The organism is Bacteroides luhongzhouii, assembly GCF_009193295.2.
GTDB lineage: Bacteria > Bacteroidota > Bacteroidia > Bacteroidales > Bacteroidaceae > Bacteroides > Bacteroides luhongzhouii.
In genome coordinates, this window is sequence record NZ_CP059973.1 from 159329 (window position 1) to 178814 (window position 19486).

Sequence of the window (19486 nt, forward strand, 5' to 3'; positions counted from 1 at the left end):
CTGATTAATATATGAAAAAGGTATTCATAAAAAAGACTCTGGTATTCAGCCTCTTGCTGCTTTTTGCAATGGCAGGACAAGCACAATCTGCAGAAACCTCCGCCAAACAGTCAAAAACACCCCATAAAACGAAGGGCAACCCAATCACCCCGACCTACAAACGTGCAGACGCTCCGATAGATACCCGTATTTCCGACTTATTGTCACGCATGACACTGGAAGAGAAAATTTTGCAACTAAGCCAGTATATCACTGGTTTAAACGATAATGTGAACAACATCGGAAAGCAGGAGGATGAATATCCCAACAACGTAGGTTCCTATATTTATTTTAGCGACAACGCCAAACTGCGCAACGAACTACAACGTCGGGCTGTAAATGAAACCCGTCTTGGAATACCTATCCTTTTCGGTTTCGACGTGATACATGGTTTTCGTACCATCTATCCCATACCTTTGGCTCAAGGATGCAGTTGGAACACAGAACTCATTTCACAGTCTTGCGCCATGTCAGCCCGTGAAGCCCGTATGTCCGGTACAGACTGGACTTTTTCTCCGATGATTGATGTTGCACGTGACGGACGCTGGGGACGCGTAGCCGAAGGATATGGAGAAGATCCTTATACGAATGCGGTAATGGGAGCTGCCGCCGTGCATGGCTATCAAGGAAGGTCTCTGAACAATACCTCTAATGTAGCAGCTTGCCTAAAGCATTTTGTAGGCTATGGAATGTCCGAAGGCGGACGTGATTATACAGCCACTAATGTCTCCCGCCAGTCATTGTGGGACACCTACCTGCCACCTTACGAAATGTGCATCAAAGCCGGAGCCGCCACCGTGATGAGTGCATTCAATGATATTAACGGAGTGCCTGCTACAGCCAATCACTATACGTTGACCGAAGTGCTTAAAAAACGCTGGAACTTTGACGGTTTTGTCGTTAGCGACTGGAATGCCGTAGAGCAACTGATACCACAAGGCGTAGCGGCAAACCGCAAAGAAGCCGCTTCAAAAGCATTTTCAGCAGGATTGGACATGGATATGAAGGACGGATGCTATCAAGAACACATGTCTGATTTGGTGAAAGAAGGCAAAATAACCCTCCAACAAATAGATGCGTCCGTAGCCCGTATTTTACGCCTCAAATTCCAATTAGGCCTTTTTGAAAATCCTTATACTCCTTCCTATAAAGAGAGTGAAAGAATTCTTCGTACAGAAGACAAACGGATAGCAGCCCGCATGGCAGAAGAATCTATCGTACTGCTGAAAAACGAGAATAATCTATTACCATTAAATAAAAATCAAAAGATAGCTGTTATAGGTCCTATGGCTAAAGACAAAGAGAATATGCTAGGCTCTTGGAAGGGACATGGCCGTGCTGGAGACGTTGAAAGCATCTATGAAGGACTGGAAAAAGAATTTGGTTCTCAATTGCTTTATGCAGCAGGTTGTGATTTTGACGGAGAAGACACATCCGGCTTCGCTTCTGCTTGTTCGACAGCTTCGCAGGCAGATGTAGTCCTACTTTGTTTAGGTGAAAAGAGAGAATGGAGCGGCGAAAATGCCTCACGTTCAACAATAGCGTTACCGCATATTCAGGAACAACTTACCACCGAACTACAAAAATGCGGCAAACCAATTGTATTGGTTCTTTCCAACGGTCGCCCTTTAGAACTTTGCCGTCTTGAACCACTGTGTAAGGCTATCGTGGAGTTATGGCAACCCGGCATTGCGGGAGGTACTCCGTTGGCTGGAATTCTTTCGGGCCGCATCAACCCTTCCGGAAAATTATGCATCACTTTCCCATTGACTTCCGGACAAATCCCCATATACTACAATGCCCGACAAAGTGCACGTCCGGAACAAGGACAATATCAGGATATATCGACTTTACCACTGTATGAGTTTACTCATGGACTGAGTTACACTACTTATTCTTATGGAAATTTGTCAGCCTCCACTATGCGTATAACCAAGAATGACAAACTGACAGTGGAAATTCCGGTAACTAATACCGGTGATATGGACGGATATGAAACCGTACATTGGTTTATATCAGATCCTTATTGCTCCATCTCCCGTCCGATAAAGGAGCTCAAGAAATTCGAGAAACGTTTCCTTAAGAAAGGAGAGACAGCTTTGTTCAGCTTCGAAATAGAACCGAAAAGAGATTTCAGTTATATAAATGACAATGGCAGTCGTTTTATTGAGTCAGGAGACTATTACGTAATCGTCAAAGATAAAAGAATAAAAATAGAAGTAGTTGATTAACAATATATTGGGATATGAACTTTCTATCCCTTTGATCATACTCTCTCAATCGTCCAGTCACACAAAACAATTCATCCAATGAAGTGCTAAAATTTGAAGTGAACCCTTTTGATTATTCATGTAAAAAACAAAGTGCGAATTTTGCAGTATAGCTTTAATAAAAACTAATCCTGTAAAATTCGCACTTTGTTTTTCCTCTCAAATATTATATAGAAACAAACACCTATTTATCAAAATACTGAATCAAATCATACGCATTAAAATTCAATTCGCGGGCAAAGAAAGACAAATAAGGAAAGAGTTGATAAGAGTTATCATAAAGACCTTTATTAGCAGGTTTCGACGAATTATCCGTACCATCATCATCCTGGTATTTGAACCAATGCCATCCGATACAATTCTTAGCTTCAAGCAATCCTAATGTAAAATGCTGATAAGCATAAGCTCTCTCGTTTTGTGTAGGGACAGAATATCCGGCTCCCGACTGGTTATTCAGATCAGAGTCCTCCACCCCTTTCGTATAAAACTCACTTACAAGAAACGGTTTGTCCGCCCAATTAGCCCAATCAGCAATCGCTGTTGTCAGTTCAGGACTCCAACGACTATAATAGTTGATAGAAATAACATCACAATATTTTCCGGCAGCTCTCACTACTCCTTCCATATATTTAGGAGTTCCATGTAATCTAGTTCCCAGATAAAGCAACTTATCATCTACTTTCTTCACAGCCTCTTTCACTGCTTTATAATATTTCTCTGCTACAATCCCGGCAAACTCATTATTCAAGGCGTCCGTCACATTTTGCGTACCTTTAGAATCCATAAAAGCCTTCGCCGCAACATAAGCCGGATCACTTGAGTTACTGATAGCCAGAAAACGATCCAAAATCCGGGAACTGTTTGAAGAGAAGTTGATCTCATTATCCGAAAAGAAACCCAATACATTAGGATCACGCAAATAATCTGCGAAAGCGCTACCAGCTAAATATGAATCACACCATTCAACCCATCCATTATAAAACACAAGGCCTGCTGCGTTATCATCGCTTCCTCCGGGATAATTATAAGACTTCGCACTCTTGAACTGGCTTAGAAAAGCAAATGAAGGCGCCAAAGTCAACGGACTGCTCGGATTAGAAGCATTATGAGCCTGAATCTGTGAATAAGTTCCTGTACAAAAGGCACCTGTACCGTGAAAGCCGATCTCACTCAATTCACGTTGAGTAGTAGACAGCCATTTCTCATCAGTTCCAAACCTGCTATTCCAGGCCGTTTTATTACGACTGGAAGTTCCCTTACGCAAAGAAGTCGCACTACGTTCCAGATGCAGACAACCTTCCGGATCAACCAACCACCAACGTCCGTCTATTTTCTTCGTATAAAACCTTCCCGTAGCCGCCTGCCTCGGAAGCGTAGTCGAACTTCCGTATTTATTAACCGACTCCTGATACGCTTTCAACGTTTTAATAGCCGGTTTATACCCGTCCATATACGCAATAATACGTGTATTCTCTGTTTTCCAGCTGGATATAGGCGGATAAGCACTGGAATACTTAACACTGATAGGGCGATACATATTGGCATTTAATGACGGAGTATACATCACGGAAGCTCCGGGAGCAGGTAAATCTTCCGGATATTCCGACTCTACATCTCCCCCTCCCATCACTATATCAGGAGGCATAAAATTAGGATCTTTATCATCATCATCCGTACAAGACACCATAGGAATAGAACTTATAAACAGTAAAGTTCCCAATATAAATAGTTTTTTCATGGTATGTATTTTATTTATTATTAGTTGATTGTTGATCGAACCAGTCAGCCAAACGATAAGCGTTGATATTCAATTCTTTCATAGCATCAGCCAACGGTTTATAAAGATTGTATTCATTATCTACCAGTCCTTTGTTAGAGTCCAGATTCGAAGGATCTGCCCCTTTTGCCGTCGGATCATTATCCTGATAACGGAACCAATGCCATCCGACGCAATTCCCACTTTCCAATAATCCTAAAACAAAATGCTGGTAGGCATATCCACGTTCCTGCTGGGTTTGAACGGTGAAACCTGCCCCTGTTGTGTTTGCCAGCCCGGAATCCATTCCTTTCGTATAAAATTCCGTGATGATGAAAGGTTTCTGAGCCCATTCTCCCCAATGCTTCATGGTCTTCTCACTCGGTGTCCATGCACCATAGTAGTTAATAGCAACGACATCACAATACCTGCCTGCCGCTTCCACAATCTGGCGGACAAACTTAGGTTTTCCATGTAGACGACTACCTAAATAAAGGTGATTGGGATCATACTTCCGAATCGCTTCCGATACCACTTTATAGTATCGTTCCGCTACTACCCCCGCAAACTCTTCCCGATGTTCGTCCGTAATTTGCTGCGAAGTAATACCTTGCTGTTTCAACCAGGATTCTGCATACAATCTTCCCGGATCATTGGGATTCTTCAAAGTCAGATACCCCTCCAGGTTCTTCGGGCCGAACGGCAGTTCATTGTCCGAAAAATAACCGATTATGTTTTTATCCGTTTTGTTTGCGACCAGTTTTTGTGCCATCTCATCGCAATAGGTTTCAAATTCCGGGTCAAAAACGAAAATACACTGATTAGGATATCCCGTATTGCCAGGCAACTGATAAGTTCCTCCACGTTTCTTCCCATATCCACTCATCAGGTTCAGAATGATTGAGCGGGTCAGTACCTCCTTGTGAGAGGCATTGTAAGAGGCAATAGCTTCCTCATTACTCCAAGAACCAGCCCCGGAAAAGCCCAACGAATGAATCATTTGTGCTGTTCCTTTCATCCATTTTTCCTCCGTACCGAATTTGTCCAGCATTGCTTGTTTATTGCGTTCGGAAGTACCTAAACGTACTCCAACCACCACTTTCTGCAAATGCCGATACCCATCGGGATCAATCATCCACCATCGATCCCCGATGTGTTCTACCCTGAAAAATCCTGTAGCCTGATGCCTAGGAGCATCCAAATCACTTCCATACTCATTCACATGTACTTTACCAGTAGGTTTGAACCCATCCAATTGAGCAATAGTACGAGTATCATACTCTTTCCAGGGAAGATCTTTCTGTCCTTTCACCCACGGACGGGCAGTGACCTTAAATGTACGTCCCTGGGCATAACCAAACTGGGATAACAGCAGCAAAAACAATATAACTATACTATTTTTCATCATCTAATATTCTTTTACGATTCGTATTGCATTTAAAATGGGCACAGACTCCACCGCTCCAAAACGAACGACAAGCCCTTTTCCTTGTGAAACCGGAACAATATATTTCTTAATAACCGCACGTTCGGAACCGTATTCTTCTGCAATATTCATTTGTCCGGCAACAGATACCCCATTTATATCCATAGAAAATACCCGGTTAATATAGTCCTCCCTCACCACATCATTTCCCAAATTATACACCAAAGCCTCTCTTTTATTTTCAGAAGTAAGTTCCGTCCAATACAAATATACAGCATAGACACCATCCGGCACATCTGCCTTAAAAGCCTCAATGCCTACTCGCTGTGTCTGAAAGATAGGATCCTGATCCGTCCCCAGTATATCTGTATCGCTGGCAGGCAAAGAACCGTAACGAGTTTTGTTCGGAGCCACCTCCCCACCAATATATCCCCATGAACCTTCTTCATAAACCTGTTCGGGTATCCAGCACATCTCTGCTGTCCGATCCTCAAAATAGCGTCGAGCCCCCAATAACACATTGATCTCCGTAAAGCCATTCTTCACATTGACACATTTAAAATCACAGACATACTGGTCACGATATTCACGTCCCTCCTTTTCTATCACAGCATCTACCACATTCTCTCCGTTCACAAAAGGAATGTCCACGGAAACAACCTTATCTGTTACTGGATATACTCCAAAACTTTTTCCATTCAAAAAGACTTCCACCTTATCCGCGTTAGTATAGACTTTCAGGGGTTGCGTACAGCTCTTTCCATCCCGACTGGCCCCTGCCCTGTTCTTCCAAGATTTAGAAGCAATATGCAGGATAGGTGACTCTTTCAGATAAGCCTGATAAAGATAATACCCGTCCTTACGTTCTCTATCCGTACTTACCAACCCTTTATTGTTAACATGAGGCATGGCATTTCTTCTGGCTTCGGAATAAAAATCATTCAAATTCCAAACCATAGCCCCCACTATATAATCCCTCTTTAGAATTTCAGGCAAATAATGTTCATGATAGACAGAGCCAAACTCACAACTAAAATCAAACCGCATCGGTGAAAAAGAATGAATACGAGTATCCACATCCGCCCCATATTCGGTAATAAGCAACGGTTTATGAGGAAACTCTTTATGAAGTTCTTCCAGTTTCTCTTCAAATCCGCCCAAATTACCACCATACCATCCATTATAAAGATTAAATCCCAATAACATTGGCAGTTCAGTAATCCCTGCTTCCTGATAGATTTGGGAAGCAGAATGACAAGGCAACATGGTATAGCGTTCCGAGTCCAGACTTCTGATCTGCGCCTCAACAGTCGAAGCTATTTGATGAAGAAACTTCATATATTCCGCCCGTTCTTTCTTGTTGTCAGAATTAAAGGGAGGACGCAAAAGCACTTCATTCATGTAAGCCCAAATGATGACAGATGGATAATTATAGTTCTGATAAACCATTTCCGTAGCCTGTTCCACACAGTTATCCATAAACGCCCTACTTTGAGTAATAGCATTTACAATCGGAATTTCAACCGAAGTCAACAGCCCTAACTTATCACACATCTGCATCACAACCGGATCTTGCGGATAATGAGCCACTCGCAGGAAATTACTTCCCATATCCTTACTCAACTGTATATCCCGGATATGCATTTCATCCCGCAAGGCATTCCCCATTCCTTTGTAATCCTGATGCCGACTGGTACCAATCAATTTCCGATATTTCCCGTTCAGGAAAAAACCTTTCTCTGCATCAAAATGATATTCACGGATTCCCAGCGGATTAACAACGCAATCGAGAACTTTTCCCTTTTTATCCTTCAAACGGCTATACACCTTATATAAATAAGGAGAATCAACATCCCACCGTTTGGGTTGCGCAATAGTCATCAACGCTTTAAAGGCTACATTCTTCTCCCCTGCCTTCACATTCACTTTCTTTGCGGAAAGTGCCACTCTATTGCCGTCTGCATCCAAAATCTCCGTTTCAAGAATCAATGTCTGATTACTTTTCAAAGCGTTGGACAAGAATGTTTTTGCACACACTTCCGCTTGAGCATCTGTTATCCCAACAGTTTTGAGATATACTCCACTGGAAGCATAATGAGTGGTAGACAGTTGCACGGGTGAAGTATACACCAGATAAACATCCCGATAAAGTCCGCCGAAGAAAGTGAAGTCTGCCGAAAGAGGAGCAATATCCGGATTATGAGAGTTGTCAACACTCACTGCCACCAAGTTGCGTCCGGTATGAACATAGTCAGTCACATCAAACGTGAAAGCCGAATAACCACCTTTATGATTCCCTACCAACTTTCCATTCACAAATACATTTGTCTCCTGATTGGCTCCTTCAAAACAAAGATAAACTCTTTGACCGGCAATCAGTTCCTCCACTGTCACGGCTTTCCTGTACCAGCCTTTTCCCCGGAAGTAACCGGGAATTTCATCTTCTGCATCTTTTGCATTCCAAGTATGAGGAATGGAAACGTCAGTCCAACCGGACACATCAAAGTCAGCAGTGGACGCGTCTCCCTCAAAGAGAGAGAACTTCCAACCATCGTTGATCGTTTGCGTCACACGCTGACCACAGACCGTGCCGGTAACAATCAATAACAAGCAGGCTAAGATTATTTTTCTATATACCTTACACATACCTAATACCATTATTTCAAGATTGAACGGACGGCACGAATGTATCTTGCCCCAGTCTTTTTCTCATTTGCTTTATCCCAGGCAAGTGGTTTTCCAAAACGTACATAAAATGCCTTTGTACCACTTGACGTTTCACGACTAGCCCAATAAGAATCCCCATTAGAAGATGCCGCTGCCGTATTCATAGCAGTTCCTCCTGCATTAGTAATCACCAGATCCCATGCTTCACGATTTGCTTTTTCAAAATCAGTAATCGCATTCGGAGTATTCTCTGTTGCATCTGCTACCTTAGTCCCATTATAGGTTTCAAACATCTGTTCCAAATCCGATCTTGTAGGCCAATACCATCCGGAACCTTTATCCATGCAATATTTAAGAGCAGGCATTTCCACTGCATTCGGCAATGCTGCCAAGGCAGTAGTATTTGCTAAACCGTCATCATTAGATAAAGTCAAACCGGTAGAAACCGGAGAGCCTGCTGTAGACCATGCCAAATTCTCTCTGTCCAACGACATGATTTTAGCTTTACCACGATTAGTCGCGTCTACCCAGAAAACAATGCCTCCCTTCAACGCTCCATTATCCGCAATTACCTGTCCAACCGCAAACTCGGAACTTAAAAGTCCTTTCTGTGTAATCGTAACCTCTTGTTTAGACACCTTTGCTCCGCTTCCGGCTGTTACCGTAGCAGTCGTTACCCGGTTAGAGCTATTCAGATTAGGAGATAATGTCCAAAAATAAAGAGTTTTATTTGTTACATCAACATACGCTTTCACCCAAGATTCATCAGTGATATTTATTGCAAATTCCGTCTCATCAGAAATCATTGTAATTACCTCTGATTTTGCTACCGCATCAGGAGTAATAGTCACCGTATTGGTACTCAATTCGAGGGAAGCGTCTCCCTCGGCAGCTACATTTTGATTCACTGTTACCTCCACTGCTTTTGCAGCTGCGCCAGTACCGGCTGTTATTGTAGCAATTGTCGTACGAATATTACCAGTGCCATTCTTCGATTTTGCCTTGAACGTAACTGTTGTGCCTGAAATAATATACGAAAGCCAGGAATCATCTGCCAACACTACACTGAATACACTCTTATTGGATGTCAACGTAACATTTGCTTCCGCTTCGTTAGCACCTTCCAATGTCACAGGATTAGGAGTAACCGTCAAAGTTGCCGGCTCTTCAGGATAAGTATAATCACCAATTGTGCGCATACATCTCACAAAACGGTTGGTAGCTGTTTTATTTCCTGCATCAGCACCAGACTTTCCGAAACGTACCCAATAAGCCTTATCCCCTGCTGCATTTTCCGTACTCGACCAATAGCTTTCCCCATTGCCCGAACCGGCAGCCTCATTTATCACATCACCCTGCAAATCGGTCAACATCTTATCAAATGCCGCACGTGCCGCTTTTTCAACTTCCGTCAACTTATCGGGTACAGTCGAAATAAAATCCGGATCAGTATGTACAATACCATTGTAAACATCAAACAACTCCCATAACTCATCACGTGCAGGCAGATACCATCCCTCACCCAACGACTGACAGTATGCCACTGCATCATTTGCAGCAGGAGCAGTAAACAAAGCCGTATTGACATATCCATTCACTGTGGAAAGCGCATTGTGAGACATCACGGAAGCCTCAAAAGGATTTCCTCCCTGACGTTTTACAGATACAGCTTTTCCTACCATATTGTCCGAAGGATCCACCCAGAAAATCATACCGATACCATCATCTACACTTTGTCCTACCTTCAAAGAAAGGTCCGGTTCTTTGGAATCCTGTGTAACCGTTACTTCCACTGTATATGAACCGCAAGTCAGTTTCACGACAGTACTCCTTGCATCCTCACCGTCATTCTGCGTCAAGGCAGTGTATATTACACTTTTAGCGTTTACATCTACAGAAAGCCACTCCGCTTGATATTGAGCAACAATCTGACCGACATTAGTATATAATAGCGATGTAACGGAAGAACCCGCCGCTTTTGCTAGGTTTACTTTTGTATCTTTACAATTAAATTCAGGCATCACACGTACCGACGCATCATCGACACAGGAAAGCAGCCCTAGATTTAAAATCAATAACAGATATATTATTCTTTTCATACTTATTCATGTTTTACAGATAATCAATCGCTTAATACCAATTCTCATTCTGCGGAAAATTCTCTTTCCCCATCAAGTCAATCTGTTCTTGTGGAATAGGCCAACATTCGTGCTTTCCAACTACAAAGCTGGCACGACATTCCGCATAATCTTTATCTAAATAAGGATTTTCAACTTTCGTCTCACCATAATGCGCTTTCACTCTTTCACCCAAAAGTCCCAAACGTTTCAGCAACGGCCAGCGAACTCCCTCAAAATTCAGTTCACGAGCATATTCATCCAAAAGAATATCTTGCGTCAGAGGTCCCGCAAATTTGTCATTTCCGGCACGTTCCCATGTTTTATTGTAACAGCGCAGAGCATCCGTGCTCATCCCTCCGTCACGGCGCATATACGCTTCTGCCGCCATTAAGTAAGTTTCAGCCAGTCGATAGACAATCAAATCCTTGAATCCCGTTGTCCGGTCCGGATTATCGGCCATAGTCCACTGGTCAAAGTACTTTTTCGACATGAAATGCAACGTCTCACAATAGCTGGAACTTTTCACAAGAGGAATCAATTCTCCATATTTAGGAGAATTAGGATCATTGTATTTGAAACGGTGTACAAACAATTCATTGTATCGTGTATCTTTAGCCTGATCATATAAACTCAATAAATAGGTATTCGGATAAATACGTCCCCAACCATATCCACCCTGATCGGCCGTATTGATGCAACCTGAAATTTTATTGATTCGGGTAGTGGTCTGAATAGAGATACGATGTCCGGCAACCGGAGTTCCGGAACCTCCTCCACCCAAGTTTTGTGAATATTGGAAACTCCACAATACTTCCGGGGATTTCAAATCTGCGCTATTAAATACATTCTCGGCCTTCTTTTCCATCGAGTAGATACCCTCCTGTTTAAAGATATCTTCACATTCCTCAATGACTGTATCCCAATCTGACTCCCACATGGCAACCTGTGCACGGACATGTTTGGCAGTCGCTTTCGTTACTCGTCCATACAGCACATTTCCGTTATTTTGAGGAAGCGACCAGTCCAGACCTTTCATCGCATCATCCAAATCAGTCGTCATCAGCGTCATCAGTTCTTCGTGAGAAGCCGGTTTATACTCCCGTTTCAGATTATCGACAGTGGTCGGAGTGACGTTCAGATAAAGACGGTCAAAGCGTTTCCAAAGTTCAAAATAGCTCCGTCCTCTGAAGAATTTCGCTTCACTCCATGCGTGCAATACATCGCTGTCATCCAGCCCCAAGGCTTCCGCGGCTACAATAATTTCATTTGCTTTTCCGATAATACCATAGTGATGTTTCCAGAACTTATTGACATCTCCAGTACTTGGAGTAAAACTTGTATTCAAACGTCCGATTGAGGTAGAAACACCTGCTCTAAGTATGGCAATATCCGTATTAAAGTCACACATGGTAACGATGTACAAATTAGATTCATTATTATCCGCTCCACCCGGCAATTCACGTGCCAGGGAATACAATCCTGTAACGGCAGTATTCAACCCTTCGGGAGTAGTGAACAGATAATTATTCGTCACGTCTGTTTTGGATTCCAGATTTAATAAATCCGAGCAGGAAGCGGTCAACATTCCGCAAATGACAAAGGCTGTATATATTAACTTTTTCATAAGGATTCTTTATTTTAGAATGAAACATTGACACCGAACACATATTGTCTGGACTCCGGATAAGATCCTGGAGTCAGTTCGGGACTATAAGATTTAAATTCCGTAAATGTCAGCAAGTTAGTAGCAGTTGCATACAAGCGTAACTTATGAATCGGAGTATTCTTCAATAGTCGGGTGGGGAAAGTATATCCCAGTTGTAAGGTGCGTAAACGGATATAAGAAGCATCCTGAATGGCAATGGCACTCAAATATGCAGGGTCCGCACTATAAGAAGGACGTGGGAATTTGTTCGAAGGATTGAACGGAGTCCAATAATCCACCTTCACTCCATTCAGTTTTCCACGTAAAGAACCACCGGAATTATACTCGTACAAATAACCGTTCTTAATCTTTCTGCCGGAAACTCCATACCAGTCCATGAACAGGTCAAATCCTTTCCAGTTCCATGTAGAAGAAAGGGAGAGTGTAAACTTCGGATCTTTCCGGATAGGTACCCTGTCATCAGCTGTAATCTTTCCATCCCCGTTGTTATCACGCACTTTGACCATTCCCGGTTCAATAGCGCCACCATAATCAATCGGACTGTCGGCCACACCGTCATTATCACTGTCATAAGTATTTCTCGGTGTATAGACCAGATTTCCCGTACCATCACGAGTAATCTCAAAATCATCATACTGAAAAATTCCATCTACCAGATAATCATAGTATACATTGATCGGTTCTCCGATAATCCATCCCTGGGCTACCTGACTTGCCGGCTTTCCGTTCTCATCGAGAGTATCGTCAATACGGACAATTTCATTCTTATACATGCTGAAATTAGTTCCGAGTGTCCAGGTAAACTCCTTCGTACGTACCACGTCACCATTTAAAGAAAGATCAATACCACTGGATTTCGTCTTTCCCAGATTATCAAGCATGGTGGTATATCCGAGTGACGCATTCAGGGAACGTTCCACCAACAAATCCTTCGTATGAGTATTATAATACTCAACCGTACCATTCAGACGACCATTGAAGAAACTAAAATCAACACCAAAGTTAGCTGTTGCAGACTGTTCCCATTTCAGGTTTGGATTAGACAGTTCCTTGCCCGGCAAATATCCCATTTGAAAAACATCTCCAAACTCATATCCTTTATTATCAGCCAGTCCCAAAGTAGTATAATTGCCGATACCGTTCTGATTACCTACAATACCATAACTCACACGGAGTTTCAGGTTATCAATCCACGACACATCTCTTAGGAAACTCTCCTGATTGGCACGCCAGGCAAAAGCAGCTGACGGGAAAGTTCCCCATTTATTTTCTTTTCCGAAACGGCTGGAACCGTCACGGCGGACAGCCACGTTCAACAAATAACGATCTAAAAGTGAATATTGCGCCCGAGCCATGAAAGACACCAAGTTATTTTCATTAAACAGACGACGGGGCTTGCCTGTAAACTCACCCTGAGAAATGAAGTTCCAGTCTTTATCCACCGGAAGATTCTCAACCGAGTACCCGATAGATTTCGAACCATTATGGTCGACAGACTGAACGCCGGTTAATGTCAACTGGTGTTTCTTATTCCGGATAGGCACTTTATAAGTCACAATATTCTCAACCAGCCAGTTCTGTGTACGCGATTCGTCAAGAACCGCCGTTCCTCCGCCTCCCGGATATTGGGAATCTTTATAAGAACCATCTTCAGACGTCTGATTATAAACAGAAGTATTCAGGCGATAATTGAATCCCTTGAATGGCTTCACATCCATAAAAAAGTTCAGGCGGTAATTATCACGAGTTACTTCACGTCCATAATGTTCGGCACGGTACAAAGGATTATAATTTCCTTCCGAGTTGATATATTTTGTATACTTGCCATCAGCATCATATATCTCTGCCAATGGAGAACTAGTAATAAAATCATTAAAGTTACCATCCTCACGATCTTGTTTTGTCATCGCATAAGAAGAATTGATACCGAAACTAATCCATTTAGCTATTTCAAAGTCCAGATTCAGTCTTAAAGAAAACTTCTGATACCCCGACCCGGTAACCACCATTCCTTGTTGGTCAAAGTAGTTGGCACCTGCCGATACTTTGATTTTCTCTGTTCCTCCACGTACACTGACATCGTGATTATGGTAGATTGCATTTCTAAACATTTTTTTTTCCCAGTCGATAAACTTTCCGCCGGCCCATACCCGTTGCATCACCTCGTCTTCCAACGCTTCGGCTATAGAAATCTCACGCGCATCAATTATTCCTTTATCATGCGCCTTTGCTTCACGACGAAGCTGCATATATTCTTCAGGAGAGTAGAAATCGAAATTTCTCCAAAGAGATTGAATACCCAGATAGCCATTATAATTGACTTCCACTTTTCCGGCTTTACCACGTTTGGTAGTCACCAGTACCACACCATCACTGGCACGTGCCCCATAAATAGCCTGCGATGCAGCATCCTTCAGTATTTCAACCGATTCAATATCATCCGCACTCAACGTACTGAACTCTGTTGCACTGGAAGGAGAACCATCTATAATATATAAAGGTGCATTGTCCGCACTGATAGAACGGGAACCACGAATGGTAATCGAAGGAGTTGATCCCGGTCGTCCGGAACTACTCGTTACATTCACACCTGCGGCACGTCCACGTAACATATCAGCCACATTACCGGCGGGAAATGTTTTCATTTCATCCGCTTTGACCGAAGCTACCGAAGTAGCCACATCACTTTTACGCTGAACTCCATAACCAACAACAACCAATTCATCGAGCATTTTCGACTCTTCCACCAGATTCACATTCAGCACTGTTTTCGTACCGACACGTATCTTCTGTTCCTTATATCCTATACAAGAAAAAACAAGGGTCGATTTAGCCGATACACTGATTGAATATTTTCCATTTACATCCGTCACTGTACCGTTAGTAGTCCCCTCCTCCATAATATTAGCTCCGGGAATCGGTCCAAATGCGTCTGTCACCACTCCAGAAACTCTGACGTTTTGAGCACTAACCTCTAAAGAGATAAGAAAGGCTGTCAGGAACACAGCCCATTTAATTACGATGTTTTTCATACTATGTAATAATTTGAATGATTACAGCGCAAAAGTCCCAATTATTAATGATTTCGAATAATAGAATCGTCCGTATAAAAGTTCAAATAGTACAATTCTCGTCAGGAAGCAGATATATAAAATTCTGTAAATTAAGAATTTGCATATTTCCGTCTATAAGCAGCCGGAGTAATATCATAAGCATTTTTAAAACACCGGATAAAATAACTTGGATTAGAAAAGCCGTAATCAAATGCTATATCAGCAATCAGGGCATTGGGATCATTCCGCAATTTTTCTGTTGCCTTTTTCAATCTCAAAGATAAAATAAAGTCATTCGGAGTCTGTCCGGTCAATGCTTTCAATTTGGTAAAAAGCAACGTTCTGCTCATACACATCTCACGTGCAAAAGTAGCCACGTCAAAGTCTGCGTTATCAATATAAGATTCCACAATCGCCGTAGCATCCATCAACATCTTTTTATCGATCGGATTGAACGGAAGGTCTTCCACTTTAGGTTCGTCGTTGCGAACAAACCGTTGTTGAAGTAGTTTACGAGTCTGAATGATATTGTTGCACCGGGCTACCAATATCTTGATATTAAAAGGTTTGGAAATATAATCATCCGCACCTGTCTGCAAGCCTTCCAAGGTATGTTCTTCCCGGTTGCGGGCTGTCAGCAAGACAACAGGTATATGGCTGGTCTGCAAATTACTTTTCAACTTCTCGCACATTTCCAGTCCGGACATGACAGGCATCATGATGTCACTTACAATCATCTGCGGTTGCAGCGAAGAAGCCCGTTCCAATCCTTCCTGCCCGTCGGCAGCCGTATATACCTCATATATCTGTTCAAAAATCTGCGTCAATACCTTACGCATTTCCGGGTTATCTTCTACAATCAGCATTTTCACCGTTTTATCCGGCTTCACCATTTCCGAAATTTCTTGAGGCTCTATTATATAATGTTCAGCAACGTGCTCATCTGCGGAGGAAGAGACTTCCATATTCATATTCGCATCCCGGTGAAGAGTAACGGTAAAAGAGGTAACTCCATTCGGTTCGCTTTCCACTCCGATGGTTCCCTGATGCAACTCTACAATTCCTTTCGCCATCGCCAATCCAATGCCCGATCCTTTGACAGTTCGTGTGGTTGTTGCCGAATCATCCTGCCAAAACCGTTCAAATACATGTTTGATCTTGGATTTATCAATGCCTACCCCCAGGTTGTTGACTGAAATCACAATGTCATTATCTCCTTCCGCTGACAGCTCAACAGAAATCCAGTCACCAGGCTTCGTATACTTAAAAGCGTTGGACAATAAATTATAGAATACTTTCTCTATCTGCGTCTTGTCAATATACAAATCTGCTTCTTTCAGAGTGGAAGAAAAGCGGAGATCTATCTTATTCAGTTGGGCATAACTATAGAAAGAACCACAAATTTCCTCTATCACCGCCACAATATTCTCTTTAGAAATCTTTAGTTTCAAGTATCCCTGATCCTGCTTGCGGATATCAATGACTTCATCCACGAGGTTATTCATCCTGCGGGAATTTTTATAAATATCCAGAATCTTATTATATACTTCAGGAATAATGTCCTTATGCATCAGGAGCATTTCGAGCTGGCTGGATATAAGTGTTAACGGAGTACGGAATTCATGCGATACATTGGTAAAGAAACGCAGTTTGGACTGGTTCACACTTTCGATATACTCTTTTTCCCGTTTCTCGGCCAATAAAGAGTGCCGCAAGGTTTTTCGTATCCAGAACATACGGATAATATAGCCGGCAATGAGGATAGCTGCCAGCACCATCAACAAAATAAACCATGCCCGCTGATAAACGGGAGCCTCCACTATCAGCTCAAAACTAACGGAAGGTGCTTCCTGACCGTGAACGCCCACCTGGTCGCCACGGACATGGAAAGTATAATGCCCCGGATGAAGATTGGTATAGGTAATCATCGTATTATCGCCCGCCTTCATATATTCGTTATCAAAGCCTTCAAGTTTATATTCCAGACCGATATTAGAAATATTATTCAGGGTGTTACTTGCTATCTCAAAAGTGACGGAAGAATATCTGGGCGGCAATACTAACCGATGTTCATACAATACGGTTTCTTTGATAAGCCCCAACGAATCAAGCGGTTGTATTTCCGTATTATCCACAAGCACCCGTTTTACAAACACATCATAGTCAACAGACTGTTTGTTCAGCTTTTCCTGGGCGATAGAGACAATACCCGCCAGACCACACACGTAAATATCGTGGTCGGACGCAATATACAGCCCTCCATCATTTACATTATTCAAGGGAAAATCACTCTGTCTGTTATAGTTCTCGAATGTAATTGTTGCCAGGTTGAATTTAGAGAAGCCACCATTGGTTGCCACATAGATAGAACCATCCAAAGGACTCTCCACCAATCCGGTTATAAATCCATTTTCCAATCCCTGTTTCGCTCCGTATCCCACAAAAGAATCTGTCTTCTTATCAAATAGATAAATTCCCGAGCCTGTCGATCCCAGCCATATACGTCCTTTCTTATCACATAAAATGTGGTTGATGTGATGCTGCGCTGTGCTCTGCGCTATTTGGGAGAAAGGATAACTATGAGCAGTACCCGCTTTGAGGTTGACTCGTATCAGATCAAAAGAGGTAGTCAGCCATAAATCCCCGTCTTTGTCAAACGTCATATCCCAAACCTGCGACAGATGTTTGGCAGCCAACGAAGGGTGTTCGAAATGATGAAGTCGAAGGTGTTTTTTATCCAATACAAGCAATCCTCCCTTGGCAGCTATCAATAAAGAATCGTGGCCGGCAAACTCTATCATTTTCACCAGATTATAGGCTCTGTCAACAACTGTTTTTCCTTCCGGAGTATAGATGTTTTCCGAGATAGATTCTATATGCCCGGTCGACAGATTAATCCGGTTGATTCCCTGATAAAGAGAAGCTACCCAAAGATAATCCGGCTCTTTCTCATAATAAAGAGACTTCACTATCTTAAAAGAAAGCTCCTGAGAATAGACCTTTTTTAAAGGGAAAAAGCGTTTGGTATGTTTATCATAATAGTTCAACCCGCTTCCTTCACTTGCAAACCAGATCCGTCCGGAACGGTCTTCGGCAATGGAACTGATAATATAAGAATTCAAATGACCGCCAACAGCCGTAGACGAGCGGTAAAAATGGAAAGCATCATTCGCTACATTATAATATTGGATTCCCTGATAGAAAGTCCCCAACCATAAAGTCCCCGAAGTGTCGTAATGCATCGAAATAATGGAACGTATATCGGCCGCCTCCACATTCAAGTCATATTCATAATCTGTAAACTCTCCGGTAAACAGGTTTAAAGTCTGCAAACCGGCATAAGTTCCGATATACAGGAGACTATCATTAGCTTGTGTCACATGACGCACATTATTATGGTTAATCGTATTTTCAGCTATCTTATGATGCCTGAAATGAGTAAATTTTCCATCTTCATCCAACCGTATGAGTCCTCTGTTTCTGGTAGCTATCCAGATACTTCCGTTTCTGTCTTCTGTTATTGAATTGACAGCTCCCACATCCATACGTCGGGTGATATGTGCAGACTGGTCAATGCAATATATCCCTTTGGAGGAAGTACCCACCACCACTGTCTGATTCTGACGAACCATGAGACTGTTCATCAATACATCCTCATCATCCGAAGGAAATGAAAAGAATAATTCGGGCGTCTGGTCGAGGTTGCGGTAACGGTAGATTTCCTTTCCGGTAGCTATCCATAATGCATCGTGCGCATAACAGATTCCCGCAACTTCTCCTTCACGCAACACCCTGAAACGATTCAAACGCATATCATAAAGAGTCACGCTCTGCAAACTGCGGATAAAGAGCAATCCGGCTTTATTTCCGCAAACCTGCCTGATATTATTGATATTGATGGAATAAGGATTAGCGTTATCCGGTTTGAATACTTCAAACTTACGTCCGTCAAATCGATTCAGCCCGTCTTGAGTGCCAATCCATAAAAAACCGAATTCATCCTGATAGAAACAATTGACCGTTTGATGAGAAAGCCCTTGCCTTACGTCCTTAAAGCGCATATTGATATCCTTCGTCACATTTGCCATGCAACAAAGTCCCGATATGAACAGGCAATAAACAACAAGAAATTTAGCTTTGGCCATCTGTGTTTTTCGATAATTCAGATGCAATATTCGGGAAAATCCAAGATATATGCAAGCGTTTATTCAAAAACCTGATTGCCTATTGCCTGCAGACTATTACTCGGGAGGCGTATAACTAATCTCCCTATCGAATAAAATTAATCATCTGACAGTTAATTCTTTTTCGTCTGACTATAGTCAGACGAAAGTTCAACTATAGTCAGACGTAAGTTTAACAGTAGTCAGACGCAAGTTCGACTATAGTCAGACGATTAATTTTATGCATAAACAAGATTAGTTATCTCTTTACCAAGAAATAGTTTTTAGCATACGAAAGATTAAATTATACTATCAACCGCCTAAAC

The 19486-nt window shown here is 42.4% G+C and carries 8 protein-coding genes; 1 reads left to right on the forward strand and 7 read right to left on the reverse strand.

Annotated elements, in window-relative coordinates; all coding sequences use genetic code 11:
• The first annotated feature begins 11 nt into the window (after positions 1–11).
• Complete coding sequence (locus GD631_RS00600) at positions 12–2270, forward strand: glycoside hydrolase family 3 N-terminal domain-containing protein (protein WP_143257669.1); 2259 nt, start codon at positions 12–14, stop codon at positions 2268–2270.
• A gap of 223 nt (positions 2271–2493) precedes the next feature.
• Here GD631_RS00600 and GD631_RS00605 read toward each other — a convergent pair whose 3' ends face one another.
• From GD631_RS00605 to GD631_RS00635, 7 genes are all read right to left on the reverse strand, one after another.
• On the reverse strand, positions 2494–4047 hold the full coding sequence (locus GD631_RS00605; protein WP_143257668.1) for a glycoside hydrolase family protein: 1554 nt from the start codon (positions 4045–4047) through the stop codon (positions 2494–2496).
• A 10-nt stretch (positions 4048–4057) separates the two neighbouring features.
• Positions 4058–5470 carry an agarase gene (locus GD631_RS00610; protein ID WP_143257979.1) on the reverse strand — a complete coding sequence of 471 codons (1413 nt, stop codon included), beginning with the start codon at positions 5468–5470 and terminating at the stop codon, positions 4058–4060.
• A gap of 3 nt (positions 5471–5473) precedes the next feature.
• Positions 5474–8137: a glycoside hydrolase family 2 TIM barrel-domain containing protein gene (locus GD631_RS00615; protein ID WP_143257667.1), complete on the reverse strand. Its 2664-nt coding sequence runs from the start codon at positions 8135–8137 to the stop codon at positions 5474–5476.
• An 11-nt stretch (positions 8138–8148) separates the two neighbouring features.
• Positions 8149–10257, reverse strand: coding sequence for a BACON domain-containing protein (locus GD631_RS00620; protein ID WP_143257666.1), 2109 nt, complete (start codon positions 10255–10257; stop codon positions 8149–8151).
• Positions 10258–10288: 31 nt separating this feature from the next.
• The gene (locus GD631_RS00625; RefSeq protein ID WP_143257665.1) at positions 10289–11902 is read right to left on the reverse strand and encodes a RagB/SusD family nutrient uptake outer membrane protein; all 1614 of its coding nucleotides are present in this window, start codon (positions 11900–11902) and stop codon (positions 10289–10291) included.
• A 14-nt stretch (positions 11903–11916) separates the two neighbouring features.
• Complete coding sequence (locus tag GD631_RS00630; protein WP_143257664.1) at positions 11917–14976, reverse strand: SusC/RagA family TonB-linked outer membrane protein; 3060 nt, start codon at positions 14974–14976, stop codon at positions 11917–11919.
• Between the two features lie 131 nt (positions 14977–15107).
• Positions 15108–19142, reverse strand: a complete 4035-nt coding sequence (locus GD631_RS00635) for a hybrid sensor histidine kinase/response regulator transcription factor (protein ID WP_143257663.1) — start codon at positions 19140–19142, stop codon at positions 15108–15110.
• Positions 19143–19486: the final 344 nt, after the last annotated feature.